The following is a 26,213-nucleotide window of genomic DNA, read 5'->3' as shown; positions in this document are numbered from 1 at the left end:
CCTTTTATGGTTTCTGGATTTGGCTAGAGGCCGCGCCATTCAAGGCATCGGCGTCATTGTGCGAATTTCCGTTTCTAGTCATGGTCGAGCGGTGAATCAGGTTAAAACCCTTCCCGTCTAACCAGTCGTGCCACTTGTTCAGGGCCTCGCGCTTGAGCAGTTCGGCCGAGGTGTGGATATAGGTCTGCACGTTGCGGGTCATGGTGTGGTTCACCAGCATCTCGCCAATGAGGAAGTCGACACCCAGGTCCGTCCAACCGGTTCGGGCTACCTTGCGCAGGTCGTGGCTCGTCCACTCACCTTTGCCGAGCCTGGCGAACACTGCGCACGCCTGGCTGTCACTGATCGGCCCACGCCCCCGTGCAGGAAACACGTAGGTGCCCTTGTACCCCTTGGCCGACTGCCAGTCCCGGTACCGCTCCAGCAACGCGCACACCTGGTGGGTGAGTGGGAGGTGATGCTCGCAGCGGGTCTTGGTGTTCTCGGTGGGAATGAACCACTCGCCCTGCTCACCCAACGTGAAGTGGGACCACTGCGCTTGCCTGGTCTCGCCGGCGCGGGTGCCGTGGCACAGCATCATCAGGGCCAGCATGCAGTCCTGTGGGTGCTGGTCGAAGCCGGCAGCCAGGTCGCCGATCACTTCCTCGAGCTGCACGGCGCGCAACCGTGACGGCTTGGGCTGGATTCGGGCCTTGGTGAAGTCAGTGAACTTGAAACCGGCAATGGGGTTGGCGGTGATCAGGCGCAGTTTCTCGGCCTGGCGGAACGCGACCACCAACACTCCCCACATCAGACGGACGTAGGACAGGGACATTTCAGCCTGCATCGGCCACATCACCAGCTTATCGAGGGTGGAACGGTCGACGTCTTCCACGGCGATATCGGCGAGCCGCGGCTTCAGGTGGCAGGAAATGATCGAGGTGTTGGTAGAGCGGCGCTTGGACGACAGGCTGCGGTCAACGGCCTGGCGGGCGGTGAACCAGTCCAGCAGCTCGCCAACGGTCTGCAACGTGCCGGCCGCGGCTGATGCTTTGGGATCGGCGGCCAGGCGCTCGCGGATCTTCGGCAACGCGACGATCAACCCCTTCGCCGGCAGCTGAGGAAACGCGGCAATCTTGTCCCATTTGCCACCAGACACCAGGTACCACGTGCCGCGATCGCGGTTTCGATGGAAGCGGAAGTACACGCCCGGGTATCGAGCATCGCGCAGATCGCGGATCTGGGCATTACCAGCCTGCCGCCGGATCTCCGCATCTGTAAACGAAGTGAGCATTGTCTGAGTCATGCGGCGGCCTTGGTTTGAGGTTGAAGAAGGTAGGCCCTGATTGCCTCAATAGCGTCGAAGTGCCCACGGCAGACAATGGCCAGGTAACCCTGATCGGTCAGTGCCTGCAGGTATGCGTCCTGGGCCGGGGATACAGCGGCGTCGTGCGGCGCGGTCGCCTTGAATTCGATGTACAGTCCGAAGTAACCGCCGCGCGCCATGGGCAGCACCAGGTCAGGAACGCCAGCCTTCACGCCCTGCTCTTTCAGCTTGATCGCCACCAGCTTGTGCCGGTGCCCACCGTTCGGGACGTGGTAGATCAGCTTCGCGGCCGCCGGATAGCGCAGGCTGATTTCCTTGATCAGGGCTGCTTGCTCCAGGCCTTCCCGGTCCACGGCCTTGGCCCGCGCCGGCTTCGGGCTGAATGGCTTCACAGTGAAAGGCCTCATTGCGCAGTCGCCTTTTTTCCATCCGGCTGATGTCCGGGAGAGGTGCAAAAATCGAATGCCCAGCAGCCCTTCCCCCAAGTCCAAGGCTTCCATGTTTCCGCGAAAGAAACCCAGCGGCCGACCACATCACGAAAGCCTGTTCGGCTTCCGCATGAACCACACACCCGGCGGTGATCGAACGCGTTTTCGTGGCTCGCACCAAATGGGCAGTCGTGCACCGCTGAACAGTCCTTGCAGATCACCACGTTCTCGCAGGGGCCGGCGCGCTCTTTGAGGACAGTCATCTGCTCAAGGAGCCGGTAAAAGTTTGACGTTGTCAGCGACGCCGCATCCATCCGGGGAGGGAAACCGATGCGTTTGAGTGCCTCAGCCTGAATTTCTATGTTGTCTTTCAGTTTCAAAGCTTCACCTTCCCTTCGCTGATCAGGATGTTCTGGGTTCGCATGACACCCTCGGCGAGAAAGAGGCGGACCTCATAGCGGGTCAGTTGGTTGGGTGCACGCAAGCGACCGTCGGCAACGTCATGGCAGTAGCCGCAGGCCCAGGCCGCCTGGAAGTCGTTGGGTTTCATCCCCATTCCGCAGGTTCCGGCCAGCCGGTAGTGAGCCAAGACGGTAGTGGACGGTTCGCACGAACAGCCCGGAAACCGAACTTGGCATTCGCGATCGCGGGCGGCGTTTGTGAGTTTGCTCATCGCGATCCACCTGCAAGACGGGCACGTAGCTCGGCAATAGCGCCCTTCCCCACCTCGGGAGTGATTCGCCCGTCAACCTTGGCGGGCAGCGCCTTTGGCATCGCCTGCAGCGGCAAGCCATCGAGCAAGCGGCGAATGGTGATCGTGTAGTTCCGCTCGAACAGCTTCAGGCTCAGCGCGGCGTCGAGCTTGTTCAGGCTCTCGAACCCGCATTCCTTGGCCGTGTGCCAGACCGCATCGTGTGACCACTTGCCCTGCCCTGCCATTCCGGGATGCGCGTTTCGCACGGCCTCACGGTGAGCGGTGGCCAGCGGTGGTAAGCCGAGCATTTCCGGGGTTGGCTTGCACCACTCGATGAACTGCCCTGGACTCGGAATGAAATCGGAAACCTGCTTGCGCGCTTTGATCATGCCGAACTCGATCTGCCCCTGTGTGCGGATACCTTCATCAAGGAATGCCTGCATCCACTGGACCTTGGCGGCGCGGTAGGTCTCCTTGTCCGGCCATGCCTGACGCCACGCCGAACGAATCAGGCGAAGCTCAGTGAAGAGATCGTTGATCGCCACGGCCATCTGGCGGCGGCCTTCATCCTGTGGAGCCTGGACCTCATCTTTCGGGATGAACTCACCGGCTGCGGGGTTGGCCCAAAGGCCCTGGGTAACGGCGGATACCTGTTTCATCACGATTGCACCCCGTTTTGCCAGTCGGTGCTGTCGTCATCGAAGTCCGAAGCAGCTGCTGGCCTCTGGCGAATGGGCGTGACGTTGTTGGCGGCCGCTCGGTTCTTGTCGTTCAGCACCCACTTGACCAGCATCTGCACCCACTCAGCCTGAGTATTCACTTGGCCGCGCGGCTCGTAGTGAGCAGTGAATGCGCGGCGCGCCTCTTCGGTGAATAGGTCCATCGCTACACCAGAATGAACCGAGTAGGTCTTCAGCAGCTTGTCATCAGGATTCCAGTCGAGTGCCATCTCGCTGGGCATGCGAGGATCGACACGCTCATGCGCAGAGAGAGGGTTTTGATCTTCTCTTCTCTTCTCTTCTTTAGGTAACGCACCGCTAACGTTCACAGCGTTACTTTTACCGTTACTCGCTTTGTGGTTTGCCACCCGTTTTGCCGTGAGAAGCCTGTTTTTAGCGGTCTTCCCGTTGTGCCGGTCGAAATGAGGGAGGCTGATAACACCGTCGCTCTCGATCATCCAAGCGACCGATTTCATGTGCTCGCAGAAACCGGTAACGCCTACCAGACGATCCAGTAACTTTTTGCTAACGCTCGGAGCGTTACCGTTTTCAGTTTGTTGATCGAACCATCCCCACACGCGCATCAGCTTTCCGACGACGGCATCAGGGTCGATGTCGGCAAGGTCAGCAATCTGGCAGACCTCTGGCTTGTCCAAGGTGGTGAGTTCGAATTTGATCCAGTCGCCGGCCATTACAAAGCCTCCTGCATGACTGTTGCGAGATGGGTGATGCCTTTGCGGGTGACCATGACCTGCTCGACAACCTTGAGGTCTTCCTCGACGCCCTTCCCGACCTTGACCAGCTTGTGCTCAAGCAAGCCGGCGGTGAGGCGGGGCTGATACGCAGACCAGGCCGAGAACGCAGCGCGGCGATAGATCCAGCGGTTGTCGCTGAGCCACTTGAAGAGCTTCAGCGGGCCGATGCCAAGCTGCTTGGCGGCCGAGGTAATGCAAATTGAACCGTTGGTGGCGGACAAGAGCTCCAGGGCTTGAACCTTGGGAGCCTGCTGCTGGATAACCTGGTGCAACGAAGCGTTCTGCTTGGCCTGATCAGCGGCGAGTTGAAGGGCTTCGGCGAAGTTGGAAGGCATTGATACTGCGTGTCGCGACACGTTTTCGAGTTCTCCAAGGCGTGTCACGACACGGTGGCGAAGCGCGATGCTGTACCCGGTCAGAAGCGTCTCGGTGAGCAGTCGGTCAAGTTGGAACTCGGCGGTGTAACCCCGTCCGTCCTTCTGCTCCTGAAGATGGCGCAGATTTGCGCCATCCTTCGCCAGGGCGTCACGCATCACGCGGATGTCGCGGATGACATCCTTGTGTTGTTTGCCGGTGAGGTCGGCGATCTCCCGGCTCGACATGGTGACGGTATTGCTTGGAGCGACGAGTGTGTTCATAATGGCCCCACAAGTTTTATTGCTGTTGAAAGGACCGCCCTGCCAGGCGGTTTTTTTATGCCTGCGATTCAGGCGGCCTTCAGCGATTCGCGCAGGATGTGCAGCGCTTCGATTGCTTCCTGAATGGCTTTCTCGCCCTGGGCTTTCTCGTGCTGGCTGATGTGGTTGTCAGCGGCTGCATCGAAGATCAATCGACCAACATCACCGCACTCGGCGGACAAATGACCGAGCGCGACCATCAGTGGTTTGGCAGTCGGCTTCTCGCGCGACACCATGTCGAAACCGAATTGATCAGCCAGTGCAAGCAAGGGACGCATGTCGCCGGTGTGCAGCAAGACCCCAAACAAATGCTCGATGGTCAGGTGGTGCGCGGCGTTGTCTGGGTTCGATCGCTGTAGCAGGCTCACATGCGCCATGCACATTTTTCCCGCGAGCTCCTCTGCCCCGCTTTCCTTGATGGTGGTGTGGCAAGCCCTCAAGAAATTTTCCATTCGTAAAACCTCAAATTTGTTTCCGTGGTAGCGGACGCCAGGTGCGGCGATCATTTGCTCAATGGAACGGCGGACAGGGATGTCAGGCGGCGGTTTTCTTGGCGCCTTGGGCGTCCAGCTCCTTGAAAACCTCCGGCCTGGCAATGCGCAGAAACATCATTCGCGCCCTTGGAATGCCGTGCTTCCTCCAGTCGCTTACAGATGGAGGTCGTACTTCACACAGCTCGGCGACACGGAAAGTGCCGCCGAGAGCGTCGATAATTTCATTTGGGTTCATGCCTGATTTCTCCGGCTATTCGCATAGGTACGGATATTAGGCATACCTTTTATTTAGGTCAATAGGAATACCTTAGATGCCTGGTGTTAGGCTCCCCTAATGAGGACACTTCAAGAACGGTTAAAACTGGCGATGGCCGGCCCGCCAAAAGTTACGCAGGCCGCCCTGGCTCGCGCTTGCGGCATTCGCGCGCCGTCTGTAAACGACTGGATTTCAGGGAAAACCAAGACGATAGAGGGGCAGAATCTTTTGATCGCTGCCGACTATCTGAAAGTGATGCCGATGTGGCTGGCTACTGGAAAGGGGCCGATGCGCAAGGGGTCGGATGGTGAGGCGCAGCCTGCGAGCAAGGAGAGCAATGTCGTGCCGATCGAATCTCGCCGAAAGTCGCAGGATTCCAGCTTCATCACGATCCCACAACTTGACGTGGCTGGTTCGATGGGGCCTGGAAGAGTGCCGCCCGATCACATCGAAGTGATCAGGGATATTACCGTTCATCTCGACTGGCTGAAGACGCAGGGCTTGTCGTATTCCAAGCTAGAGAACCTGGCCATCATTGATGGCGACGGTGACAGCATGGAGGGCACGTTCCGTAACGGTGACGCCCTGCTGGTGGATCGCGGAATAACCGAAATACGTACCGACGCGATCTACGTCTTCACGCTGGAGGGCGAGCTTTTCATCAAGAGGCTCCAACGCCTGACCGGCGGATCTCTGCGCATGATTTCAGATAACCCGGTGTACCCGGCAATCATGATCGAGGGCGATATGCTCGCCAAGGTGCATATCCAGGCTCGTGTTCTGCTTGTCTGGAATGCTCGCAAGCTATAACGACCACAAGGAGGTGGTGAATGGGCATGAGATTTCAAAAGCGGATTCAAATACTCCCCTGGGTTTGGCTAAACATCAGCAAGTCCGGTTTCAGCTTTTCGTTTGGTCCACCAGGGCTGAGCGTCAACAATAGCAAGAAGGGAGTGAGGGTCACTGCCGGCCTTCCAGGGACAGGCCTATCAGCTAGCCATCTGATCAACGGCGAGCCCGCCAACGAGCAGGAGCATGAGCGAGCCGTGGCGGAGGTCCTCGCGAGCGCCGATCAAACAATAGCTGATCTAGATATTCTTCTTTCTGAATGCAGATTCGCTGGCTGGCTGGAAAACTACCTGGATCCTGACAGCTACGCTGCCGACCCTATGTACGGCAGAGCGGTTATTGCAGCCCTAACAGGGAAGCACCTAAGCGCAGCTTTTGTTGCTCGCCATCTGAACGTGGGCATTGCTCGCGGCAAAAAGCTCGTCGAATTGATGGAGGCTGATGGAATTGTTCCAGAGGAGCCTGGCTCGATTACCCCGAAGTCGCCGCTGGATATTGTTGCACTTAGAGAGACTTTCGATAGGTACGAGGCGGAATCTGGTGAATGGCAGTCCGCGCACTGAGTTTGGAGCCATAAATGTCCCTCACTAAACCCAACCAAGACCTTAAGCGCGACCTCCAAGGCATTGCCTCAGACCTCAAGTGGTCAGCCGTAGAGCTGATGAGGATTGCAGAGCGACTGAGCCTTGCCGGGAATGAGGCGGACGCCCAGGCCGTGCTGAAGATGTGCACGGTGCTTCATGCGGACGAGGATCGGCTGGCTGGATATGCGGATGAGGTGAAGGCGGGAAGGATTGCGCGGGGGCGCGCCACCTAGGTTGACAAATCCCAGTTTTAGCAATGAAATCTGGTTGACAAATCATTAAATCAGCAAGAACATGCTACCCATCAAAACTTGGTGAGAGCAAGTCACATGCCCCATAACCCCTCCTTTTTTCACTCAGACCTTACCGATGACCGCCTTAGCGTGATCGCTGAGGCGTTGCTGGACATCAGGTTTACGACAATCCAGGAAATGCAGTCGGAATTCGACTCCAATTTCAGTCGCGAAGTGGCCGCTTTCGAACGCTCAAAAAACATGCTGATTTCCATGTGCATGTCCAAGTCCCACAAGTGGCTTTCACTGTTGAATCCGGGCATGGATGTGACTTTTTGCATCGGCGGCGTTCCGTGCCGATTCTTTCGCGATGACCCTGAGAGCCCCGACAAGAAAGGGTTTTTCAAGCGTAATGCAGTTGATGACATGTTCTCGGAGGATGACGGCCACCCAGTGATCTGGCGTTTTGTCATTGAGCGAGCGGAAGGAGATGAAAGCGAGGATCGAGCGCACTTCATCGGTTACAACGTTTACCAGGAAAAAGTCTCTCAGTGGACTCATGGCTCCAAGGGCGCTTACCTGCATTCTGTTGGCGGCCCTGCTCCTGCACCTAAGACGTTGCTTCCCGCCCAGATCGATATCCTGGAAGATGACATTGATAACACTGGCAACAATGATGCGGTTAACGAGTAATACATGAGCCTTGCATTTGACGGAGCATCTCTCAAACTTGCGCGGGTGTTTTCCGCGATGGCTCTTGAAGAGGTTGGTTCTCTGGTTGGAAAAACCAGGCAATATGTTCACAAACTTGAAACAGGGCAGAGCGCGCCGACTGAGACGCTAATTATCAGTCTTGCTGAAGCACTCAATGTCGAGCCTGAGTTTTTTCAGTCCAGAGTCAATCGCCTTCATGAAGATCAGTTCCACTTCAGAAAGCTTCTTTCGACAACCAAAACCACCAAGCAAGTAGCTGTTGCTAGGGGTGAAGTTGTCCATTCGCTCATTGGCTATCTTGAGAAGCAGCTTAGGCTCCCGTCCGTCAACATCCCTAGCATTCCAGACATCCATAGCCATGACTGCATTGAGCGAGCGGCCGAAAGCTGCCGTAAAGAATGGGAACTGGGGCTTGGGCCCGTGGATAATATGACGCGGCTTGCAGAAAATCTTGGCGCCGTTGTTTTGAGCTTCGAAGGTCTTACAAAAGAAATTGATGCGTTATCAGTCGCAGTCGAAAGACCATTCATTGTGAGGAACAACGCGAAAGAAAGTACTAGTCGGTATCGATTCGACATCGCGCACGAGCTTGGCCATCTTGTTATGCATGAAGGCGTTGTAACTGGCGATCGAGTCACCGAAAACCAAGCCAACCGATTTGCTAGCGCTTTTTTGTTACCAAGAAGCATGATGATTAAGTTTTTCCCACGTCCAAACGGGACAAGACTTGATTGGAAAGGTATTCGAGAGTTCAAGGGAAACTGGAAGGTCAGTAAGGGCGCAATTCTGTACAGGGCTCGTCAGCTTGAAATAATTACAGACGCCCAATACAAGACAGGCGTTATTACTTTAAAGAGGCAGGAAGGTACACGGGAGAAGGATGACTATCTAATCCCGGAGGAGCCACCAGAGGTGTTGCTCAAGTCTCTGACTTTGCTCGCCTCTAAGAAAGGACTTAGTGAAGAGCAACTCGCAAAGGCGCTTAATGTGAAGCCTGCTTTTCTCCGAGAGCTTCTTGGCTCATCGACCTTGGCGCCTCTGCAGCAAGTCACTAAGCAAGCTCGCCACCTTCGAGTTATTAAGTAATACACATCAGCCCGGCCCTGCGCCGGGCTTCTTGTTTCTGGCAATCATTCGATTCTGTTATCGTGGCACCCTCTGAACGCAACGGATGCAACGAAGAATGAATTCATGGAAGGCTCTGGGGGTTGCCCTGCTAGCATCGGTCAGCACACAGGCCGTATCAGGTGATGACGTCAACCCTATCGCTGCAGGGATATTTATCACAATCTCCGCGCCAACCATTTTAATTGGTGCAACCACGTCTCTCACGACCGACCCGCCTAAGATCTTCAAGTCAGCCAAGACCGACGCTCTGGCGTTCATTGGTTCGGAAGGCGAAATAAGGGGCGCTCAATTTGAGCAAGCCTCCCAATACTATCGCGCAACCTACGCCCCGCCGTTGATGTCGGACACGCAACTGGCCCTGGCAATCGCAACCTCCCTCTGACAGCGACTCTCAAGCCGTCCCTAGCGCCGGGCTTCTTGTTTCTAGTAAGCGTACTCTCACGGCCTATCGATCAGCGGCCATGCCGTCCCATGCGGCTATGGCCTAAAATCAGGTTGAGCTATGGAGGGACCGCCTATGGATATGCCGAAAAACGCTGAAGATATCCGAGCGCTGCTACTCAGCCAGCACCCAGATCTGAAAGATGACCTTGCGAAGATTTCAGACCTTGATCTGCTGCAGTGCTTGATCTGCGCCTACGAATGCGCGACCGACATCAAGCAAGCCGACCTGGCGGAGATCGAGAGGCTTCTGGACGATGTCGCAAGGACACTGTTCTCTCCCGTGCCGCATTGACCTCCCCAAGCCCGCCTGTATCTGCCCTCTCCCATCTGAATCCGTAGCCCGCCACTGAGCGGGCTTTTTCATGCGTAACAAAAAATAATTAGGCATACCTATTGACTACAAAAGAAGGAATGCCTAATGTTCACTCCATCGAGTCACCCAACAGGGACTCGCCAGGGCCTCACGGCTCGCCGCTCTTTAAAAACTTGATGAACGCCGAGCTGGCCGATGCATAGCCAGCGGACGTACCGCGCAACGGTACGCAGCGATTCGACCTCATGTCGGCGCTGGGCATAGGAGACCTCATTCGGAGGACGTAGCTGGAGAGGCTGCGTGGTGGTGAGTAAGCGTTTGGCCTTGGGACCTTGATCCCGTGTCGCGCTGAAAGTCACTGACGGGAAAGCGACCGTTGGCCTATGCAAGGAATAGAGATTACCTGCCCGTTACCAGCGGGCAGGATGCTCTCCAAAGAACTTTCGCAGAGAGCTTTTTGGAGAGCTTTACTTGCGCCTATTTGATCCTGGCGCACCGCCAGAAACCGGACGTTTTGGAGTTCTATAACCAGAGATGGAATGCATTTCCTCTCTTCTTATCCGCTGCTCAAGCTCCCGAATCTGGGTCAGTAGCCCGACACCTTTGCCGGATGGCTGGCTCTCGAACTCAGATTTTAAGCGAGCAACTATGCGCCTCAGTCGGAGCAATCTTTCCGCATGAGTCTCATTAGGTTTGTTCTTGGTAGTCATTTATGGCGGCCCGCCCCAGGTGAGCCGCCGTGAAACACCTGCGTATTGGAATAGAGCGTGTCGCCCTTGCCGGGTTTGTAGCGAGTCTTCCGCTCGTTGCGGCATCCCTCGCACATGATCGGAGGATTAACCCAGTCAGCCCTGTAGCTGAACTTGGTCGTCTTGCAGAAGCGACAGTTTTTCACGAGCCATCCGGTTTTAGATTGCGGAGGCTCCGGCTCTATATAGGGGGTTCGAGCTGGAGATGGGCTTGCCATTTCCATAGCGTTCTTCAGCTTCATCAATACGGCAAGGTTCTTCGGATCCATGGCTACAGCCTCTGATTTCACCTGGATCTGAGATTAACAGCGGCATAAAGCCACTACCATCCCCCCCCGAACAACCAGCGCCACGACAGCCTGTCGTTAACTGCCCGAGGCCCTGGTACTCCCCAACACCAGGTCGCATCGGGGTGTGATCTGAATGAAAACGCTGTGGTCGAGTGCACAAATAGCCGGTGTGGTGCCGGTAGCCGCAAACAGAAGCCAGCAGTAGTCATAGATCACACCCCGATGCGGAGGATTGGCAGCCATGTGAACTTTAAAACCAGGCGCTCAACCGCCACCCCGCGCTACATAGGGAGGTCTATGTGTCGTAATGAAAAGCCCAGTCCCTACTGGGCTTTTTTACGCCTCGCCTTTACCCGTCAGCACCCTCCCCTGCGCCCAACGGCAACCAGCAGGCGGTCAGGCTGCTGACGAATAAACGCAAGCACAACCAAGGAGTCGGCATGAACCCAGCCATCCAACAAAGCCAAGCCGTTCTGCAGGCCCTGCGGGAACGTGTTTCGCTTTCCACTTCGGAGATGTACATGAAGATCGGTCGCGAAGAGCCAGTGAAGGTACTGCGTTTCGGCGTGGTGCCGCTCGGCAAGAACCTGTTCGATGTGGTGGAGCGCTCCACCGGCGTTTCCCGCGGCGCACGCACTGGCCATGACGGCGCGTGCCATTACGCTGAACAGCTTGAGCGCAACGCTGACTTCTTCAGCGCTACCAAGGCAACGTCACGGCGTTTCGGGCTCAGCATGCTTCGCTGGACGATCGGCTTCACCATGATGCTGGCGGTGTTCGCCTACTACGGTGCGCAGCCATGATCGGCGTGCCTATGCCAGATCCGCGGCAAGCGGTGATAGCGGATCTTCACCGCCAGAAGGACGCGTTCTTCGGCGCCGGCGGCCAGGTGCACCAGATTGCACCCGGCGTTAGTGCCGAAGTGCCCGGCGCCAGCATGGGGGGCAGCGGCCACGCCGAGCGCCTGCGTGCAGAGCGCAACAAGCTCGCGCCCATGCTCAAGGCCCTGGCTGAGACCGGCATCACCTCCAGCGCAGCAGCCACGCAAACCCGTATACGGCAAAAGCGCATCGAGCTGATCGCCAAGGAAAACGGTTTCAAGTTCGCATGAAGCGCATCAATAACCAGGTGCGCCAGCGCCTTCGACAATCGCAGCTCCACCTTCCACCCAGCGGCCTGCAGGCCATCCCGGAGAAACAGCCATGTCCACAGCAACAGATACAGCCGAGTTTCTTGAAGAACTCAACGGTGGCGCCTTCGCCAGTCAAATTGGCCACGCCATCTCCGAAGTAGCGGCTGGCGTGGTTGACCACGGCAAGGCCGGAAAGCTGGTGATAACCCTGGATTTCAGCCAGATCGGCGAATCGCACCAGGTGAAGATCAAGCACAAGCTCGATTACAAGGTGCCGACCAAACGCGGAACCCGGAGCGAGAACACCAGCCTCGACACGCCCATGCACGTCGGCACCGGCGGCCGCGTGACCCTCTTCGCGGAGAAGCACGACCAGCTGTTCAGCCGCGACGACGCGCCGATTCCTAAGCGCACCTGACCCACCCCGCTCACCCTCCCCCCCGAAGTCAAAGGAAATAAGCGATGTCACTTACCAAAGATGCAATCCAGCTCATCACCGATACGGCGCTGGAAGCCAACGGCAAGAAGCTGGAAACATTGGTCCCTACCGTGGTGCTGCCGGAAAGCTCTAAAGTCATCGACTTGGAAAAGTTCCAGCCCGGGCGCAGCCGCTTCCGTGGCACCTACAGCACTCACTCGCTAGCAGACTTCAGCGCGTACGTGGTGGAACGCGCGGCACTTGGCGCCCGCGGCTTCATTGATCAGGACGCGATGAGCTGTGTGCTGCTGTTCAACCTGGGCACCGCCGATGTGCCCGGTCACGCCGATGACCGCGCCGTCCTCAAGCTGAAGCCAACCGCCGGCTACACCGCCGCCCAGCAAATCGGTGGGCGCGGCATCAGCCAGAAAGACCTGAGCGACTGGATCGAAGACTGGCACCAGTACCTCACACCCGTTGATGAGGCTGGAAACTCCATCCCGGTGGCCAAAGCCATTGCCGCAGTGCGCACCATCACCATCAAGGCTTCCAGTGAATCGGAAACCACAGTGGGCGAGACCAGCGCCAGCCGCAGCGCCATGGATCAGATCGAAGCGCGTAGTAAAGAAACACTGCCGGTGTCGCTGCAGTTCAGCACCATCCCTTTCGAAGGTCTGACCGAGCAAGTCATCACGCTGCGCCTGTCGGTCATCACCAGCGGCGCGCAGCCAGTGCTCAAGCTGCGTTGGGTTGGCGAAGAAGTCCAGCGCGAAGACATTGCTCAGGAGTTCAAATCAGTGCTGCAAGAAAAAATCGGCGAGGCCGCTGTTTTGTCGCTTGGCGCGTTCGATCCGAAGTAAAAACAAGGCCGGGTGACCGGCCTTCCTACTCGCTGCATCCGGTAACCGGAGGGGGTACCTTAGCGAGGAGGTTATCCGCCCCAGTTGACAAAGTTTTCCTCAACAAACTTCAACCACTTGGCATGCGCTGCGTATACAGCGCGTTGGAGTTCGACGGCCGTCTCGCGATGATCATCTTGGGAAGTGTCGTGCTTTATGCAGAAATCCCTGAGCTTCGATGATGCGTCGTTCATGACCATCAAGAGCGCGTCACTCTGTTCATAAATTTTCAGATCAATCATTTTCTATTAGCTCTTTTTGCTTTGTTAGAAACCGTAATCAATAACTCATCTTGTGCACTCATACCAGCCTTATCAAGCTTGCCCATACAAGGAGAAGCCCATGAGCAACTACATGTACAAGACAACCGCCCCTGCCGTGGTTGCCGCGGTGAACGCCTGGGACACCAAGCGAGCGAACTGGAACGCGCAGCGCGCCAAATTGGGCCAGGCGTTCGGCGGCGAGACTTCGCCAATGCGCTCCGGCAGCCGCAGCTACGTTGGTGGCGTGAAGCTCAGCGCAAGCCGTGATCTGGATGTGCACTGGTGCCGTCCGGACCAGTACGGTTACCGAGCGCTACGCTCCAGCGCCAAGCCTGCGAAAGGGACGCCGAAGGAAGCGCGCGCAGCCCAGGTCGCAGAGCATGAACGCCTGTCCTTACTGTGGAAGGAGCATTGCCCGGCCAGCATCGACATGGATGAGGCCTGGGAGGCGATTGGCCTGAACCCGGGCGCACTGTGGATGTGCGGCGGCGTGTTCTTCGAACTGGATGGGGTTGTTTACCTGAACCTCGGCCTACGGCTTGAGGATGGAAACGAGAACATCGAGGGCGCCGCCGAAATCCTCGGCAGCGAGTTTGAAGCAGCGCGGCAACTAGTGTTGGGGCAGCGCAAGGCCGCTTGAGATTGCGGTTAGCCTATCTCAGGCATTAAGAACGTGAAGCTCCCAGTCAGGCCTTTGCGCAAAGCTACAGGCATCTGGTATCCGAAATAGATGAGCCACCGACCGTCAGGCCTCAGATCGGAGTTGACACGATAGGTGCCGACCTCGTTCTCGGTTATGCCAATCAGCTTAGCCACTTCACAGTCTGAAGGCTTCTCGCTCATCTAGCTCTCCTTAATCCGGCTCAATGCCGGTCACCCGTAATACCCCAACCAAAACCAAATTGCCACCACCGGTCACCGGATGGCGACGCTTACCCGAGGCAACTGCATGAAAACCGAAATGATCACCCTGAAACACGGCGACGCTTCTATCAAGATGCCCGCCTCGGCCTTGGCACAACTGGCTATGGCCAGCGTGTTCGCCCAAGTGCTGCCGCCGGCGGCGAACGTTCCGCCGGTTGCACACTACGACACCCCGCAAATAGGCCAGCCATGGCCGGGCCAGGGCGGTCTCAACGGCGGGTACGTTCAAGCCCGCGGCGACGTGCCAGCGCATTACCTGATCATCGCCGCCAATGACGTTGGCGACCATGAATGGGGAGGCCGTGGAGTTGAGGTGAAAGGCCTGAGCAAGACTGACGGCTACACCAATACCCAGGTGTTGATCGGCAACGATGACGAACGGAAGTATCCGGCTGCCGATGCCTGCGCCGAGTACAAGGCTGATGGTCACCATGACTTCTACCTGCCAGCCGCTGCCGAGCTGTATCAGGGCTGGCTGAACTGCCCTGAGGTATTCGCCCAGGACCGCTACTACTGGTCGAGTTCGCAGCGCTCAGCCTACGTCGCTTTCACCATGAGCTTCGATGATGGCTATCAGGGCCTCAACTTCAAGAGCTACGAGCTCCGTGTCCGCCCCGTCCGCAGATTCTTTATTTGATCCTTTAACCATTCGTTCTTGATCCGGCATACCAGGGCGCACAGCGCCTTTTTTGTTGCCTTCGAAAAGAGGAAGCATCATGTCCACAGCAGCTAAAGCAGCACAAGCATCAGCCCTCCCACTCATCGGCGAGGCCTACGGCGGCGGTTTCTTCACCGGCATTACCCGCGACCCCGACACCGGCTCCCGCTTCTTGAACATCACTGCCGGCGCTGCTCATGAACTCGTCGGCGAGTGGGGCAAGTACGGCGTGAAAGTCGAAGGCGCCGGCAGCTTCACCGACAGCCTCTTCAATACCCACGCCATGGCGGCGGCGGGTAGCGAGCTGGCCGCAAAGGTGATGGACCTGAACATTGGCGGCTTCACCGACTGGGCAATCCCGGCTCGCGACGTGCAAGAGCTTCAGTATCGCCACTTCAAGCCAGGCACCGGCGATAACTGGGAGTACGGACGCAGCGGCGATAACCCGAACAGCGAGCCGGTCGGTCTGCTGTACAGCGGGCAAGACCCGGCCCAGACCATCCATGAGGCATTCCGAGCCGGCGGTCCTGAGGCGTTCCAGCAACGCGCCTACTGGTCATCTTCGCAGCGCTCAGCCAGCAGCGCATTCTTCATGCACTTCGTTGATGGCCCTCAGAGCTGCCTCGGCAAGAGCCTCGAGCTCCGTGTCCGCCCCGTCCGCAGAGAACTTATTGATTAATTCGCTTATTTAATCCGGTCGCTTGCGGCCGGCTGCTTTTGCTTTTTGGAGCTGTACCGCAATGGGAATGCACACCGATCTGTCGATCTATCGAGCGGCCATGGGCCTGCTGCACATGGCAACCATCCTGACTCGCAACATCCCGCGAGACCTCAAACAATCGCTGGGCAAGCGAGTGATCGACGAATGCATCGAGGTCGTGATGCTGATCGCCCGTGCAAACGCAACCCAGGACAAACGCCCCCATCTAACCCTGCTGGTCGAGAGGATTCAAGTGGTCGAGTTCCTGATGCGCCTATTCAAGGACAGCCGATTCATCAGTGTCGAACAGCATGCCAAGGCGATCGAGGTAACAGCCTCTGTCGGCAAGCAAGCCAACGCCTGGAAACGCTCCACCCCAACCGCGCCCGCTACCTGAAGGTTAAGGCTTTCTGGTCTGTGCGAATTGAATCTGGTCGTGCCGCTGACCTGATAGGTCACCGCCATGCGCATAAGGGATACCGACGGTCTAAAGCGTCCGTGCAGGTCTCGCGCAGTTTCCTTGCTGATCGGCTATGCCTTCGGCTCGGCGACGTAGATAGCACGATAGGTCGCAGCGCTCAGCCAACAACGCATTCAACATGAACTTCGATGATGGCAATCAGAACAACAACGACAAGAACAACGAGCTCCGTGTCCGCCCCGTCCGCAGATTCGACTTTGGATCCCTACCCGTTTCAGGATCTGGTCCAGGCCTATTACGACTGCCGACGCACCAAGCGCAACAGCGACAGTGCATTGGTATTCGAAATCGACCTGGAAAGGAACCTGATCCAGTTGCACGACGACCTGGTCAGCGGCAATTACCGCCCAGGCCGATCCATTTGTTTCGTGGTCACAAGGCCGAAAGCCCGCGAAGTTTGGGCGGCAGCCTTTCGGGACCGAGTCGTCCACCACCTGCTGTACAACCATGTGGCACCGCGCTTCTACGCCAGCTTCATAGCGGACAGTTGCGCATGCATTCCAGGTCGCGGCACGTTGTACGCCGGCAAGCGCCTCGAATCGAAGATCCGGAGCGCCAGCGAGAACTGGTCGAAGCCGCTCTTCTACCTCAAGTGCGACCTGGCCAACTTCTTCGTCGCCATCGATAAGGCGGTGCTGCGCAAGCAGCTGGAAGCCAGGATCACCGAACCCTGGTGGCTGGCCTTGGCCACTCAGATCCTCATGTACGACCCGCGTGAGGATTACGAGACGCGAAGCCCGGCCCATCTGTTCAATAGGGTGCCGCAACACAAGCGCCTGGTGGCGCAGCCTGCCCGCCTCGGCCTGCCGATCGGCAACCTGTCCTCGCAGTTCTTCGCCAACATCTACCTCGATGCCCTGGACCAGTTCGCCAAGCACACGCTGCGCGCCAAGCACTACATCCGGTACGTCGATGACTTCGTGTTACTGCATGAGTCGCCGCAGCAGCTCAACCAGTGGCTGGCCGAGGTCGAAGCGTTCCTGCCAAGGCTCGGCGCCAAGCTCAATCCGACGAAGACGGTTCTGCAACCTGTGGATCGCGGCGTCGACTTCGTTGGCCACGTTATCAAGCCGTGGCGGCGCACCACCCGTAAGCGATCATTGGCCCAGGCATTGAAGCGCACCGCCGCAGCGCCCGCCGAGGATCTGCGCGAGACCGCTAACAGCTACTTTGGCCTGCTCAGTCAGGCCAGCCACAGCCACACGGACCGGGCAGCACTAGCTCGCGTCGTGCTGAAGCGCGGCAACAGCGTCAACGCGGCGCTGACGAAGACCTACCAGAAGAAGTAACCCACCCCATTTTCGAATAGCGCCAGCCGGCGAGGACCCCCTATGCATACTGCAATTGACCTGTTTTCCGGCTTCGGCGGATGGACCCGTGGAGGGAAGGACGCCGGGCTAAACGTCCTTTGGGCCGCCAACCATTGGCCCGCCGCCGTAGAGTGGCACACCAAGAACAACCCGGAGACGCAGCACGTCTGCCAGGACTTGCACCAGGCTGACTGGTCGCGAGTGCCAAAGCATGACGTGATGCTGGCCTCTCCGTGCTGCCAGGGCCACACCAAGGCGCGCGGTAAGGCGTCAGGCAACCCGCAGCACGACAACTCGCGGTCGACGGCCTGGGCGCCGGTCGCGAATGCAGAGGTCAACAGGCCCGACTTCGCCATCATCGAAAACGTACCGGAGTTCATGGACTGGATCCTCTACCCAGCCTGGGCGGATGCGATGCAGCGCCTGGGTTACTCGCTGGCTCCGCATATCGTGGACTGCGCCGACCTAGGGGTTCCGCAACACAGGGTACGCCTGTTCATGGTCTGTTCCCGCAGCAAGGCGCCCCTACATCTGCAGCTCCAACAGCACCAGCATGTGCCGGCCAGTGAGATTATCGACTTCAACGCCGGAAAGTGGTCTCCGATCATCAAGCAAGGCCGCGCAGAATCCACGCTGACTCGCGTGAAGAATGGCCGGGAACGGTTCGGAGAGCGGTTCGTGATGCCCTACTACGGTTCGGGGTCGGGACTCACCGGTCGCAGCCTGGAACGCCCGATCGGCACCATCACTACGCTGGATCGCTGGGCCGTGGTCGATGGCGACCGAATGCGGATGATCACCGCTGACGAGGCCATGGCCGCGCAGTCCTTCCCGAAAGATACACAGCGCCCGGATAACCACCGGCTAACCATGCACATGACCGGAAACGCGGTGCCGCCGCTGGCCGGCCGGCGCATCATCGAAGCGTTGAAAGCTGCCGCATAACTCCCCCACTCCACCGCCCGGGCATGGCCCGGCAAGGACTCCCCATGCCTACAGAAAACAAAACCATCGGCCAGCAGCGCCTGGACCGGATCATCGCTGCGAACGAATTCATCAGGGTGATCGCCAACTGCGGCCGGTGCTTCTTTCGTAACAAGGGCGCCGGGCACGATTCATACCTCGCTCTCAATGGCCGCCGCAACATTGTCTGGCTGTTCGATGACTACACCGGTGCCCGCATCAACGTTACGAGGGAAGGCCCGTGGGACGGCTTCTCGCACGGCGGCACACTGAAGAGCTTGGTCGGATCTATCGGTTCGTTCGTGCTCAGCGGGAAGATGATGCGCTACGGGTATTTCCAGCCCGTGATGGATAACGGCTTCGAGAATCAATGGGGCTATGGCGACGACATCTTGATTGTTCGAGATGAAGGCGTGCGCCTTGGCTTGATCCGCAAGCCGGAAGAGCAAAAGGAGGCAGCATGATCAATCTCTTCTGGCGCCTAATCGCCAAGCTGCTTGCGCGCCCGGCGGTTGCCGCCTGGCTCATCACCCGCGCCCAGCGCACCCCGTACCTGCACATCATGTCCGCCGACGGCGACGAGATGTACATGGGGCGCTGGTGGCTGTTCAACCCCTACTCCCGCGAAACGCACAAGCCAGCGCTGTGGTGGTGCCCGTGGTCGTTCCGCATCCACCACATCATGCGGCACGACGAAGACCGGGACCTGCACGACCACCCGTGGAACGCCCGCACCATCATCCTGCGCGGCTGGTACAAGGAGCAGCGTCGGCATACCTGGGAGTCCGGAGGACACACCGACATCGATTACTGGCGAGAGCCTGGCGATACCGCGAGCCTGCGCCACGGCGAGTACCACCGAATCGATGAGGTCTCCCCCGGCGGCGTCTACACCCTCTTCATCACCAGCAAGTGGCGTGGTGACTGGGGCTTTCTGGTCAACGGAGTGAAGGTGCCATGGCGCACCTACACCGGCACCGACAATTGAGGTTATGAGCATGAGCAAGCCAATTCAAACGGTTGAAGAACTGGACGCCGTGCTGCACTGGCGGCGCAAGCACGCGCTCGCGATCAAAGAGCGTGACTCCCTGCAACAGCGCCTGACCGATGCCGATCAGGAGATAGATGATTTGCGGGATGAACTCAAGGCTGTACGCCTGGGCCCCTGCAAGATGATCGTCGGGGATGAACTGCCATGACCAATCGACCAACAGTGCGGACCACTACCGGCGCAACGGTCACCCTCACTATCGAAATCTCGAACATCGGAAGCTGGGGGCCGGATTGCAAGATCGATCAGGTATATCGGCAGGCCCGGGAAGAGGCAATCGGCCGAATCAATCGTGCGTTCAAAGATGACCAGCGAGGTGTCCGGATCCTTGGCCCGGTGGTCGTGAAGGCGATCACAACGGATGTCGAGTTGCGCGGGTAGGCATTCCGCGATAGGAGTACATCCGTACTCCACCCGCAAAACCTGTAACCCCTCCACCTTCAAAGTCAGCCGCTATAGCGGCAAGGACGAGCTCGACCATGGAAAAGATAAAACTCGGCCCGGACCATTATCGCTACGTCGACGAGCTCGACCCTAAAGGCCTGGAAGTCACCTGCAAAAAGTTCGTGGTTATCGGCGAAACCGAGCAGTGCTGGTACATCGTGGATGAATTCCACAACAACCTCTTCGGTGGCTCGCAGCGCGAGTCCATGCTGAAGCAGTACCGCAAGCGTGTCCTGAAGGATGGCGGGGAGCACGGCCGGCGATTCGCCTACACCGATAAGGCCCTGGCGCTGCGCTCGTATAAGCAGCGCAAGTCCTGGCAGATGCGTCATGCCCAACTGTCGCTTGAGCGCGCCCAGGCCGCCATTGCCTATTTCGGCGACATCAGGACCGAAAGCACGGTGCCACCCGACCGCCTGATGGTTCCGTGCGAATACATACAGGCCATGAACTGGAGCGAGTGCTGATGGGCGGGCGCGCAGTTCACCTCTATCCATGGGACGGCGGTACCGAGGCCGACCAGGATCCACCAGAGCACGTCTACTGCGGCACCGAAGGCGTTATGGCGGATGAACAACTCACAAACGACTGGCGTTACGTGACGTGCAAGCGATGCCTGAAGATCCGGGAAAAAGAGCTTGCAGCCCGTGCATCGGATGACCGTGACCAGAAGGTCAAGCTATTCGACGAGGCCCAAGCCATCACCATCAAGCTTGGCCACCAAAATATCTCGACAGCCATCAAGGCTTTGATCAGGGAGAACGATCAGCTTAGGGCTGAGCGAGACAACCTGCGCGAAGACCGGGACGGCTTGCTCGAAGCAGGAGCACACCTACTATGATCGCCACCCTCTGGTTCGCCTACGTCTTCATCTACAAGGTGGGTAGGCCATGAACATAGTTCGCGAAAACTTGATGACTCGTCCCGGCTACACCCCGTACTGCGGCAACGGTCATTGCAGCATGCCGCGCACCAATTGGACGGGCGAACAGTTCAAGTGCCCCTACTGCAACTGGGTATCGCAATTCCCGGCGGACTTCATCGCTGAGTACAAAGCGAAGTGGCACGCAGCGGTGAAGTCGTGAAGCAGTTCTTCCGGCGCAAAGTCGAAGCCTGGCTGATCCGGCTGGCAGCCAAGATCCTGATCGATCGCAACGTCCAGCGCGCAGCAGTGGTATCCCGTCGCGACAACAACGATATGTGGAGCATGGCCGAAAAGCTCGAAGCCATCGCCCAGCGCATCAGCAAGAACTACCCCTAACCCCAATCCCCCTACATGCCTGCCGGTGAGCGGCTTAAGGCAGTTGGCTGTCGATCCATCGCTCAGCAGCGGCCATAGCTTCGTCCAGTGCCGCTGGATAATCAGGCCATGGCCCTTCCAGTTCAGCGGCAACTTCGCCCATGCCGTCGATTGGAGCGGGCTCGATGATCTTGGCCGCGACCGGCGCATCGTCGTTTGGGCGTCGCCAATCGAACTTGAGAATCATCGTGCGACCCCTATACGCGTGAGCAATCGGAAGATCTAGGTGGTGTGGCACGCGCCCTCCTGGCAATTGGGTGGAATGAGTACCCGTTTTACACCCATCCCAACAACACAGATATCTAGGCATAACGCCATCACTCCACTCCCCTACATGCCTGCCGGTGATCGGCGGGCGAGGTATTCCTGTGCTCAAACAAATCGGAAAACTCATCACTGAACCGCTTCGCAAGGGCGGCTGGACCAAGATCGCCAACCCCTGACCCATCTTCTGCCGCCCAGCGCGGCAAGGACACCAAATTAAATGATCAAGAAAGCGCGGCCCAGAAGGGACTGCGGGAGGTAGGTATGTTTTTGACAGCAGAGGAAGTTGCCGACCTGACCGGATACAAAAAGCCAGGGGCACAGATAAAGTGGCTGACCGCCGAACGATACGGGTTCGCGGTAGGTGGTGATGGACACCCAAAGGTGCTGCGCCAAGTTGTCATTGGGCGGCTGGGTGGTATTCAATCAAGGAAGGGGCCGGAGTTGCGGCTGTGCTGAGGTGAGATAGATGCGACCGCGCAAGAAGGACCGGCACCTGCCGGCGTGCATGTACCAGAAGCACGGCGCCTATTACTTGGTCCGCAAGGGCAAGTGGTTGCGCCTCGGCACAGATTTTCAGGCGTCCCTCGCTGAGTACGCCATGCTGCTGGACAAGCGCAGCCTGGGCGGGATGCCCAAGCTGATCGACGACGCGCTCGAGAACATGCGCACCAGGACGAAGCCGGCGCTGAAGCCGAACACGCTCAAGCAATACGAGGCGGCGGCCGAGCGACTGAAGGAAAACTTCGCCGACTTCGAGCCGCGCGAGGTGCTTCAGCGGCACGTCGTCGCGCTCAAGCTGCACATGGCGGACACGCCGAACATGTCGAACCGGGTGATCTCGGTACTGCGGGCGGTGTTCACCTACGCCCTGGAGCAGCAAATTGTCGATTCGAATCCGTGCATCGGCGTGCGGCGACACCTTGAGCACAAGCGCGACAGGTACATCACCCACGGCGAGTTCCAGGCGATCTGCGCCAACTCAAGCGACAACATGCGCGTCATCTACGAGATGTGCTACCTGACCGGCCAGCGCATTGGGGACGTGCTGGCCATCCGCTTGGCCGACATCAGCCCCGAGGGCATCGCCTTCAAACAGGAGAAGACAAACGCGAGGCTGCTGGTGCAAATGACGCCGGACCTGGAGGACCTGGTGGCCCGGGCAAAGGCGCTCCCACGGAAGATCCGCGGGCTCACTTTGTTCTGCTCGCCGCGCGGCGGAAAACCGGTGCACTACAGTTCGGTTAAAGATGCGTTTGCGATCAGCTGCAAGAAGGCTGGCGTCGAAGATGCCAGTCTCCACGACCTGCGCGCGAAGTCGCTTTCCGACACCGATGACCAGGGCAACGACGCACAGAAGCTCGGTGGCCACACCGACGCCAAGATGACGCAACGTTATCTGCGCCTGCGCAAAATCAACGTAGGCCTGCCGCCGACAATGCCTAAAAAATCCCTGTAGTATTAGACAGATGTGAATTGTCAAATAGACAGGTAGAGCCGAAAGCCCCGTATGACAGACCTTTCAAGTCACACTCCAATGATGCAGCAGTACTGGCGCCTGAAAAACCAGCACCCTGATCAGTTGATGTTCTATCGCATGGGCGACTTCTACGAGATCTTCTACGAAGACGCGAAGAAGGCGGCCAAGCTGCTGGATATCACCCTGACCGCGCGCGGGCAGTCGGCGGGGCAGTCGATTCCGATGTGCGGGATTCCTTACCACTCATTGGAAGGCTACCTGGTCAAGCTGGTGAAGCTGGGCGAGTCGGTGGTGATCTGTGAGCAGATCGGCGATCCCGCGACGAGTAAAGGCCCGGTCGAACGCCAGGTGGTGCGTATTATCACGCCGGGGACGGTGAGTGATGAGGCGCTGCTGGATGAGCGTCGCGACAACCTGATCGCGGCGGTATTGGGCGACGAGCGTCTGTTCGGCCTGTCGGTACTGGACATCACCAGCGGCAACTTCAGCGTGCTGGAGATCAAGGGTTGGGAGAACCTGCTGGCGGAGTTGGAGCGTATCAACCCGGTGGAGCTGTTGATCCCGGATGATTGGCCGAAGGATCTGCCCGCGGAAAAACGCCGTGGGACAAAACGCCGTGCGCCGTGGGATTTCGAGCGGGATTCGGCGCTGAAAAGTCTGTGCCAGCAGTTCTCGGTGCAGGACCTCAAGGGCTTCGGTTGCGAAACCCTGACCCTGGCCATCGGCGCTGCCGGTTGCCTGCTCAGTTATGCCAAGGAAACCCAGCGCACCGCCCTGCCGCACTTGCGCAGCCTGCGTCATGAGCGTCTGGACGACACCGTGGTGCTCGATGGCGCGAGCCGTCGCAACCTGGAACTGGACACCAACCTGTCAGGCGGGCGTGATAACACCCTGCAGTCGGTGGTCGACCGTTGCCAGACCGCCATGGGCAGCCGCTTGCTGACCCGTTGGCTGAACCGTCCGCTGCGCGATTTGAGCGTGCTGCAAGCGCGCCAGACCTCTATTACCTGCCTGCTCGACCGCTATCGCTTTGAAAAACTGCAGCCACAGCTGAAGGAAATTGGCGATATCGAACGCATCCTGGCACGGATCGGCCTGCGCAACGCGCGGCCGCGTGACCTGGCGCGCCTGCGCGATGCACTCGGCGCCCTGCCGCAGTTGCAAGCCGCGATGACCGAATTGGACACGCCGCACCTGCAGCAACTGGCCGTCACCGCCGGCACCTACCCGGAACTGGCGGCGTTGCTGGAAAAGGCGATCATCGACAACCCGCCGGCAGTCATCCGTGACGGCGGCGTATTGAAGACCGGTTACGACAGCGAGCTGGACGAACTCCAGGCCCTGAGCGAAAACGCCGGCCAATTCCTGATCGACCTGGAAGCCCGCGAAAAGGCTCGCACTGGCCTGGCCAACCTTAAAGTCGGCTACAACCGCGTGCATGGCTACTTTATCGAGTTGCCAAGCAAGCAGGCCGAGTCGGCGCCGATCGACTACCAGCGCCGCCAGACCCTCAAAGGTGCCGAGCGCTTTATCACCCCTGAGCTGAAAGAATTCGAAGACAAGGCACTTTCGGCCAAGAGCCGCGCCCTGGCTCGGGAAAAGATGCTCTATGAAAACCTGCTTGAAGACCTGATCAGCGAACTGGCGCCGCTGCAGGACACGGCAGCCGCCCTGGCGGAACTGGACGTACTGAGCAACCTCGCCGAACGCGCGCTGAACCTCGACCTGAACTGCCCGCGTTTTGTCAGCGAGCCCTGCATGCGCATCGTGCAAGGTCGCCACCCGGTTGTAGAGCAGGTATTGACCACGCCATTCGTCGCCAACGACCTGTCGCTGGATGACGATACCCGCATGCTGGTGATCACAGGGCCGAACATGGGCGGTAAATCCACCTACATGCGTCAGACCGCTTTGATCGTGCTGCTCGCACACATCGGCAGCTTTGTGCCGGCGGCCAGTTGCGAATTGTCGCTGGTGGACCGCATCTTCACGCGGATTGGCTCCAGCGATGACCTGGCCGGTGGCCGTTCGACCTTTATGGTGGAAATGAGCGAGACCGCCAACATCCTGCACAACGCCACCGAACGCAGCCTGGTGCTGATGGACGAAGTGGGTCGCGGCACGAGCACCTTCGACGGCCTGTCCCTGGCCTGGGCTGCGGCCGAGCGTTTGGCGCATCTGCGCGCCTATACGCTGTTTGCCACGCACTATTTCGAGCTGACCGTGCTGCCGGAAAACGAGCCGCTGGTGGCCAACGTGCACCTCAATGCCACCGAGCACAACGAGCGCATCGTGTTCCTGCACCACGTGCTGCCTGGGCCGGCGAGCCAGAGTTACGGCCTGGCCGTGGCGCAACTGGCCGGTGTCCCCACGGAGGTGATCACCCGTGCCCGCGAGCACCTGAGCCGCCTGGAAGAAACCGCACTGCCCCACGAGCTTCCGGTGGCAAGCCCGGCCAAAGCCAGCAAAAAAGCCAGCGCGCCCCACCAGAGCGATCTGTTTGCCAGCCTGCCCCACCCAGTGCTGGACGAGTTGGCTAAACTTGACCTGGATGACTTGACGCCGCGAAAAGCGCTCGAAATGTTATATGCACTTAAGACTCGGATATAACGCAGACGCTTGCAAGCTGGTAGACTCTCGCGCGGTTTGGGATGCTGCGGGCTTTTAGCCTGGTCCGCAGACTATCGCTCCCGAACCTCGCGAGCCCTGCCACAAAGGGTTTCGCTGCCGCCGCCTGAGGAGAAAATTAGAAATGACCTTCGTCGTCACCGACAACTGCATCAAGTGCAAGTACACCGACTGCGTAGAAGTGTGTCCGGTGGACTGCTTCTACGAAGGCCCGAACTTCCTGGTCATCCACCCGGACGAGTGCATTGACTGCGCCCTGTGTGAACCTGAATGCCCGGCCGTCGCCATTTTCTCCGAGGACGAAGTCCCGGCAGAGATGCAGGAATTTATTCAGTTGAACGTCGAGCTGGCGGAAATCTGGCCGAACATCACCGAACGTAAAGACCCGATGCCGGATGCGGCAGAGTGGGATGGCAAGAAAGGTAAGATTGCAGACCTCGAACGCTGATAGCGTCGCCGCCCTCTAAAAAGGCCCCTTGCGGGCCTTTTTGCGTTTCTGGATGACGGGATTCACTTTCCTGCAGGCAAAAAAAAGGGGCGGTATGACCCGCCCACATTTTTTCCCTAGTCCCTGTATTCCTTTTCATCGTCCTGATGAATCGCATCCTGCGACGTTCCCTCAAACCATCGTTCCTTGATGGCTGTGTCAATCCGTGGACACAGGG

The 26,213-nt window shown here is 58.5% G+C and carries 42 protein-coding genes; 29 read left to right on the top strand and 13 right to left on the bottom strand.

Features of this window, described 5'->3' with window-relative positions:
- Positions 1-4: 4 nt before the first annotated feature.
- The 9 genes from QMX97_RS06215 to QMX97_RS06175 form a co-directional block, all read right to left on the bottom strand.
- Positions 5-1,285 (bottom strand): site-specific integrase, encoded by a 1,281-nt coding sequence (locus QMX97_RS06215; protein ID WP_282396484.1) that lies wholly within the window; start codon positions 1,283-1,285, stop codon positions 5-7.
- On the bottom strand, positions 1,282-1,713 hold the full coding sequence (locus QMX97_RS06210; protein ID WP_282396482.1) for a VRR-NUC domain-containing protein: 432 nt from the start codon (positions 1,711-1,713) through the stop codon (positions 1,282-1,284). Before QMX97_RS06210 ends, QMX97_RS06215 begins: the two co-directional genes overlap by 4 nt.
- Complete coding sequence (locus tag QMX97_RS06205) at positions 1,710-2,114, bottom strand: hypothetical protein (protein WP_282396480.1); 405 nt, start codon at positions 2,112-2,114, stop codon at positions 1,710-1,712. Before QMX97_RS06205 ends, QMX97_RS06210 begins: the two co-directional genes overlap by 4 nt.
- Positions 2,111-2,407: a DUF1364 domain-containing protein gene (locus QMX97_RS06200; RefSeq protein WP_282396478.1), complete on the bottom strand. Its 297-nt coding sequence runs from the start codon at positions 2,405-2,407 to the stop codon at positions 2,111-2,113. Before QMX97_RS06200 ends, QMX97_RS06205 begins: the two co-directional genes overlap by 4 nt.
- Complete coding sequence (locus QMX97_RS06195; protein WP_282396476.1) at positions 2,404-3,087, bottom strand: replication protein P; 684 nt, start codon at positions 3,085-3,087, stop codon at positions 2,404-2,406. The genes QMX97_RS06200 and QMX97_RS06195 overlap by 4 nt, the downstream gene beginning before the upstream one ends.
- Entirely contained in the window at positions 3,087-3,839 is a 753-nt protein-coding gene (locus QMX97_RS06190) for a DnaT-like ssDNA-binding domain-containing protein (protein WP_282396474.1), read from the bottom strand. The genes QMX97_RS06195 and QMX97_RS06190 overlap by 1 nt, the downstream gene beginning before the upstream one ends.
- Positions 3,839-4,540: a phage antirepressor KilAC domain-containing protein gene (locus QMX97_RS06185; RefSeq protein WP_282396472.1), complete on the bottom strand. Its 702-nt coding sequence runs from the start codon at positions 4,538-4,540 to the stop codon at positions 3,839-3,841. The genes QMX97_RS06190 and QMX97_RS06185 overlap by 1 nt, the downstream gene beginning before the upstream one ends.
- 68 nt (positions 4,541-4,608) lie before the next feature.
- Positions 4,609-5,031, bottom strand: coding sequence for a phage regulatory CII family protein (locus tag QMX97_RS06180; RefSeq protein ID WP_060766207.1), 423 nt, complete (start codon positions 5,029-5,031; stop codon positions 4,609-4,611).
- Between the two features lie 82 nt (positions 5,032-5,113).
- Positions 5,114-5,308 carry a hypothetical protein gene (locus QMX97_RS06175; protein WP_069557333.1) on the bottom strand — a complete coding sequence of 65 codons (195 nt, stop codon included), beginning with the start codon at positions 5,306-5,308 and terminating at the stop codon, positions 5,114-5,116.
- Positions 5,309-5,407: 99 nt separating this feature from the next.
- Between QMX97_RS06175 and QMX97_RS06170 the strand changes: the two genes are divergently transcribed.
- From QMX97_RS06170 to QMX97_RS06140, 7 genes are all read left to right on the top strand, one after another.
- Positions 5,408-6,139, top strand: coding sequence for a S24 family peptidase (locus tag QMX97_RS06170; RefSeq protein WP_282396468.1), 732 nt, complete (start codon positions 5,408-5,410; stop codon positions 6,137-6,139).
- Between the two features lie 20 nt (positions 6,140-6,159).
- Positions 6,160-6,741 (top strand): DUF4236 domain-containing protein, encoded by a 582-nt coding sequence (locus QMX97_RS06165; RefSeq protein WP_073842624.1) that lies wholly within the window; start codon positions 6,160-6,162, stop codon positions 6,739-6,741.
- A 14-nt stretch (positions 6,742-6,755) separates the two neighbouring features.
- Positions 6,756-6,995 (top strand): hypothetical protein, encoded by a 240-nt coding sequence (locus QMX97_RS06160; protein ID WP_282396466.1) that lies wholly within the window; start codon positions 6,756-6,758, stop codon positions 6,993-6,995.
- 96 nt (positions 6,996-7,091) lie between these two features.
- Entirely contained in the window at positions 7,092-7,688 is a 597-nt protein-coding gene (locus QMX97_RS06155; RefSeq protein WP_282396465.1) for a hypothetical protein, read from the top strand.
- A 3-nt stretch (positions 7,689-7,691) separates the two neighbouring features.
- On the top strand, positions 7,692-8,795 hold the full coding sequence (locus QMX97_RS06150; RefSeq protein WP_282396464.1) for an XRE family transcriptional regulator: 1,104 nt from the start codon (positions 7,692-7,694) through the stop codon (positions 8,793-8,795).
- 97 nt (positions 8,796-8,892) lie between these two features.
- A complete protein-coding gene (locus QMX97_RS06145; RefSeq protein WP_069557329.1) occupies positions 8,893-9,219 on the top strand; it encodes a DUF2388 domain-containing protein in 327 nt (108 codons plus the stop codon).
- 135 nt (positions 9,220-9,354) lie between these two features.
- Positions 9,355-9,573 (top strand): hypothetical protein, encoded by a 219-nt coding sequence (locus tag QMX97_RS06140; RefSeq protein WP_069557328.1) that lies wholly within the window; start codon positions 9,355-9,357, stop codon positions 9,571-9,573.
- A gap of 727 nt (positions 9,574-10,300) precedes the next feature.
- On the opposite strand, the gene QMX97_RS06135 is transcribed toward QMX97_RS06140, so the two are convergent.
- Positions 10,301-10,612, bottom strand: coding sequence for a hypothetical protein (locus tag QMX97_RS06135; RefSeq protein WP_282396463.1), 312 nt, complete (start codon positions 10,610-10,612; stop codon positions 10,301-10,303).
- Positions 10,613-11,073: 461 nt separating this feature from the next.
- Between QMX97_RS06135 and QMX97_RS06130 the strand changes: the two genes are divergently transcribed.
- The 4 genes from QMX97_RS06130 to QMX97_RS06115 all read left to right on the top strand — a co-directional run bounded on the left by QMX97_RS06130 (position 11,074) and on the right by QMX97_RS06115 (position 13,043).
- Entirely contained in the window at positions 11,074-11,436 is a 363-nt protein-coding gene (locus QMX97_RS06130; protein WP_282396462.1) for a hypothetical protein, read from the top strand.
- Positions 11,433-11,744, top strand: a complete 312-nt coding sequence (locus tag QMX97_RS06125; RefSeq protein ID WP_282396461.1) for a hypothetical protein — start codon at positions 11,433-11,435, stop codon at positions 11,742-11,744. The genes QMX97_RS06130 and QMX97_RS06125 overlap by 4 nt, the downstream gene beginning before the upstream one ends.
- A gap of 91 nt (positions 11,745-11,835) precedes the next feature.
- Positions 11,836-12,183: a hypothetical protein gene (locus QMX97_RS06120; protein WP_028619156.1), complete on the top strand. Its 348-nt coding sequence runs from the start codon at positions 11,836-11,838 to the stop codon at positions 12,181-12,183.
- Positions 12,184-12,227: 44 nt separating this feature from the next.
- The gene (locus tag QMX97_RS06115; protein ID WP_282396460.1) at positions 12,228-13,043 is read left to right on the top strand and encodes a DUF2303 family protein; all 816 of its coding nucleotides are present in this window, start codon (positions 12,228-12,230) and stop codon (positions 13,041-13,043) included.
- A gap of 71 nt (positions 13,044-13,114) precedes the next feature.
- On the opposite strand, the gene QMX97_RS06110 is transcribed toward QMX97_RS06115, so the two are convergent.
- Positions 13,115-13,324 (bottom strand): hypothetical protein, encoded by a 210-nt coding sequence (locus tag QMX97_RS06110; RefSeq protein WP_282396459.1) that lies wholly within the window; start codon positions 13,322-13,324, stop codon positions 13,115-13,117.
- A 100-nt stretch (positions 13,325-13,424) separates the two neighbouring features.
- Here QMX97_RS06110 and QMX97_RS06105 point away from each other — a divergent pair, with 100 nt between their 5' ends.
- Complete coding sequence (locus QMX97_RS06105; RefSeq protein ID WP_282396458.1) at positions 13,425-13,985, top strand: hypothetical protein; 561 nt, start codon at positions 13,425-13,427, stop codon at positions 13,983-13,985.
- Between the two features lie 8 nt (positions 13,986-13,993).
- Here the strand turns inward: QMX97_RS06105 and QMX97_RS06100 are convergent, their stop codons facing one another.
- Positions 13,994-14,188 carry a hypothetical protein gene (locus QMX97_RS06100; RefSeq protein ID WP_017528191.1) on the bottom strand — a complete coding sequence of 65 codons (195 nt, stop codon included), beginning with the start codon at positions 14,186-14,188 and terminating at the stop codon, positions 13,994-13,996.
- A 106-nt stretch (positions 14,189-14,294) separates the two neighbouring features.
- Between QMX97_RS06100 and QMX97_RS06095 the strand changes: the two genes are divergently transcribed.
- From QMX97_RS06095 to QMX97_RS06035, 13 genes are all read left to right on the top strand, one after another.
- A complete protein-coding gene (locus QMX97_RS06095; protein ID WP_282396455.1) occupies positions 14,295-14,906 on the top strand; it encodes a DUF1566 domain-containing protein in 612 nt (203 codons plus the stop codon).
- A gap of 79 nt (positions 14,907-14,985) precedes the next feature.
- Complete coding sequence (locus QMX97_RS06090) at positions 14,986-15,606, top strand: DUF1566 domain-containing protein (RefSeq protein ID WP_282396453.1); 621 nt, start codon at positions 14,986-14,988, stop codon at positions 15,604-15,606.
- A gap of 61 nt (positions 15,607-15,667) precedes the next feature.
- Positions 15,668-16,024 (top strand): four helix bundle protein, encoded by a 357-nt coding sequence (locus tag QMX97_RS06085; RefSeq protein WP_282396451.1) that lies wholly within the window; start codon positions 15,668-15,670, stop codon positions 16,022-16,024.
- Between the two features lie 212 nt (positions 16,025-16,236).
- Positions 16,237-17,397 carry an RNA-directed DNA polymerase gene (locus QMX97_RS06080; protein WP_282396449.1) on the top strand — a complete coding sequence of 387 codons (1,161 nt, stop codon included), beginning with the start codon at positions 16,237-16,239 and terminating at the stop codon, positions 17,395-17,397.
- Positions 17,398-17,439: 42 nt separating this feature from the next.
- Entirely contained in the window at positions 17,440-18,363 is a 924-nt protein-coding gene (locus QMX97_RS06075) for a DNA cytosine methyltransferase (protein ID WP_282396447.1), read from the top strand.
- A 44-nt stretch (positions 18,364-18,407) separates the two neighbouring features.
- Positions 18,408-18,845, top strand: coding sequence for a hypothetical protein (locus tag QMX97_RS06070; protein WP_282396444.1), 438 nt, complete (start codon positions 18,408-18,410; stop codon positions 18,843-18,845).
- Positions 18,842-19,369 (top strand): hypothetical protein, encoded by a 528-nt coding sequence (locus tag QMX97_RS06065; RefSeq protein WP_282396443.1) that lies wholly within the window; start codon positions 18,842-18,844, stop codon positions 19,367-19,369. The genes QMX97_RS06070 and QMX97_RS06065 overlap by 4 nt, the downstream gene beginning before the upstream one ends.
- Before the next feature lie 10 nt (positions 19,370-19,379).
- Positions 19,380-19,580: a hypothetical protein gene (locus QMX97_RS06060; protein ID WP_282396442.1), complete on the top strand. Its 201-nt coding sequence runs from the start codon at positions 19,380-19,382 to the stop codon at positions 19,578-19,580.
- Positions 19,577-19,813 (top strand): hypothetical protein, encoded by a 237-nt coding sequence (locus QMX97_RS06055; RefSeq protein WP_282396441.1) that lies wholly within the window; start codon positions 19,577-19,579, stop codon positions 19,811-19,813. The genes QMX97_RS06060 and QMX97_RS06055 overlap by 4 nt, the downstream gene beginning before the upstream one ends.
- A 98-nt stretch (positions 19,814-19,911) precedes the next feature.
- Positions 19,912-20,343 (top strand): hypothetical protein, encoded by a 432-nt coding sequence (locus QMX97_RS06050; RefSeq protein WP_282396440.1) that lies wholly within the window; start codon positions 19,912-19,914, stop codon positions 20,341-20,343.
- Positions 20,343-20,717, top strand: coding sequence for a hypothetical protein (locus tag QMX97_RS06045; RefSeq protein ID WP_282396439.1), 375 nt, complete (start codon positions 20,343-20,345; stop codon positions 20,715-20,717). The genes QMX97_RS06050 and QMX97_RS06045 overlap by 1 nt, the downstream gene beginning before the upstream one ends.
- A gap of 49 nt (positions 20,718-20,766) precedes the next feature.
- On the top strand, positions 20,767-20,961 hold the full coding sequence (locus tag QMX97_RS06040; RefSeq protein WP_282396438.1) for a hypothetical protein: 195 nt from the start codon (positions 20,767-20,769) through the stop codon (positions 20,959-20,961).
- On the top strand, positions 20,958-21,137 hold the full coding sequence (locus QMX97_RS06035) for a hypothetical protein (protein ID WP_282396437.1): 180 nt from the start codon (positions 20,958-20,960) through the stop codon (positions 21,135-21,137). Before QMX97_RS06040 ends, QMX97_RS06035 begins: the two co-directional genes overlap by 4 nt.
- A 34-nt stretch (positions 21,138-21,171) precedes the next feature.
- Here the strand turns inward: QMX97_RS06035 and QMX97_RS06030 are convergent, their stop codons facing one another.
- Positions 21,172-21,363, bottom strand: coding sequence for a hypothetical protein (locus QMX97_RS06030; protein WP_282396436.1), 192 nt, complete (start codon positions 21,361-21,363; stop codon positions 21,172-21,174).
- A gap of 341 nt (positions 21,364-21,704) precedes the next feature.
- Between QMX97_RS06030 and QMX97_RS06025 the strand changes: the two genes are divergently transcribed.
- The 4 genes from QMX97_RS06025 to fdxA all read left to right on the top strand — a co-directional run bounded on the left by QMX97_RS06025 (position 21,705) and on the right by fdxA (position 25,996).
- Positions 21,705-21,899, top strand: a complete 195-nt coding sequence (locus QMX97_RS06025; RefSeq protein WP_005785292.1) for a DUF4224 domain-containing protein — start codon at positions 21,705-21,707, stop codon at positions 21,897-21,899.
- A 10-nt stretch (positions 21,900-21,909) separates the two neighbouring features.
- Complete coding sequence (locus QMX97_RS06020; RefSeq protein WP_282396435.1) at positions 21,910-22,899, top strand: tyrosine-type recombinase/integrase; 990 nt, start codon at positions 21,910-21,912, stop codon at positions 22,897-22,899.
- 51 nt (positions 22,900-22,950) lie between these two features.
- Positions 22,951-25,530, top strand: a complete 2,580-nt coding sequence (gene mutS / locus QMX97_RS06015) for a DNA mismatch repair protein MutS (RefSeq protein WP_282396434.1) — start codon at positions 22,951-22,953, stop codon at positions 25,528-25,530.
- Positions 25,531-25,672: 142 nt separating this feature from the next.
- Entirely contained in the window at positions 25,673-25,996 is a 324-nt protein-coding gene (gene fdxA / locus QMX97_RS06010) for a ferredoxin FdxA (RefSeq protein ID WP_003208688.1), read from the top strand.
- The last annotated feature ends 217 nt before the right edge of the window (positions 25,997-26,213 follow it).

The sequence above is a fragment of the Pseudomonas sp. PS01298 genome (genome assembly GCF_029959745.1).
GTDB classification, from domain to species: Bacteria; Pseudomonadota; Gammaproteobacteria; order Pseudomonadales; family Pseudomonadaceae; genus Aquipseudomonas; species Aquipseudomonas aylmerensis.
Note: the sequence above shows the minus strand (reverse complement) of the source record. Positions and strands in the feature narration are given on the sequence as shown.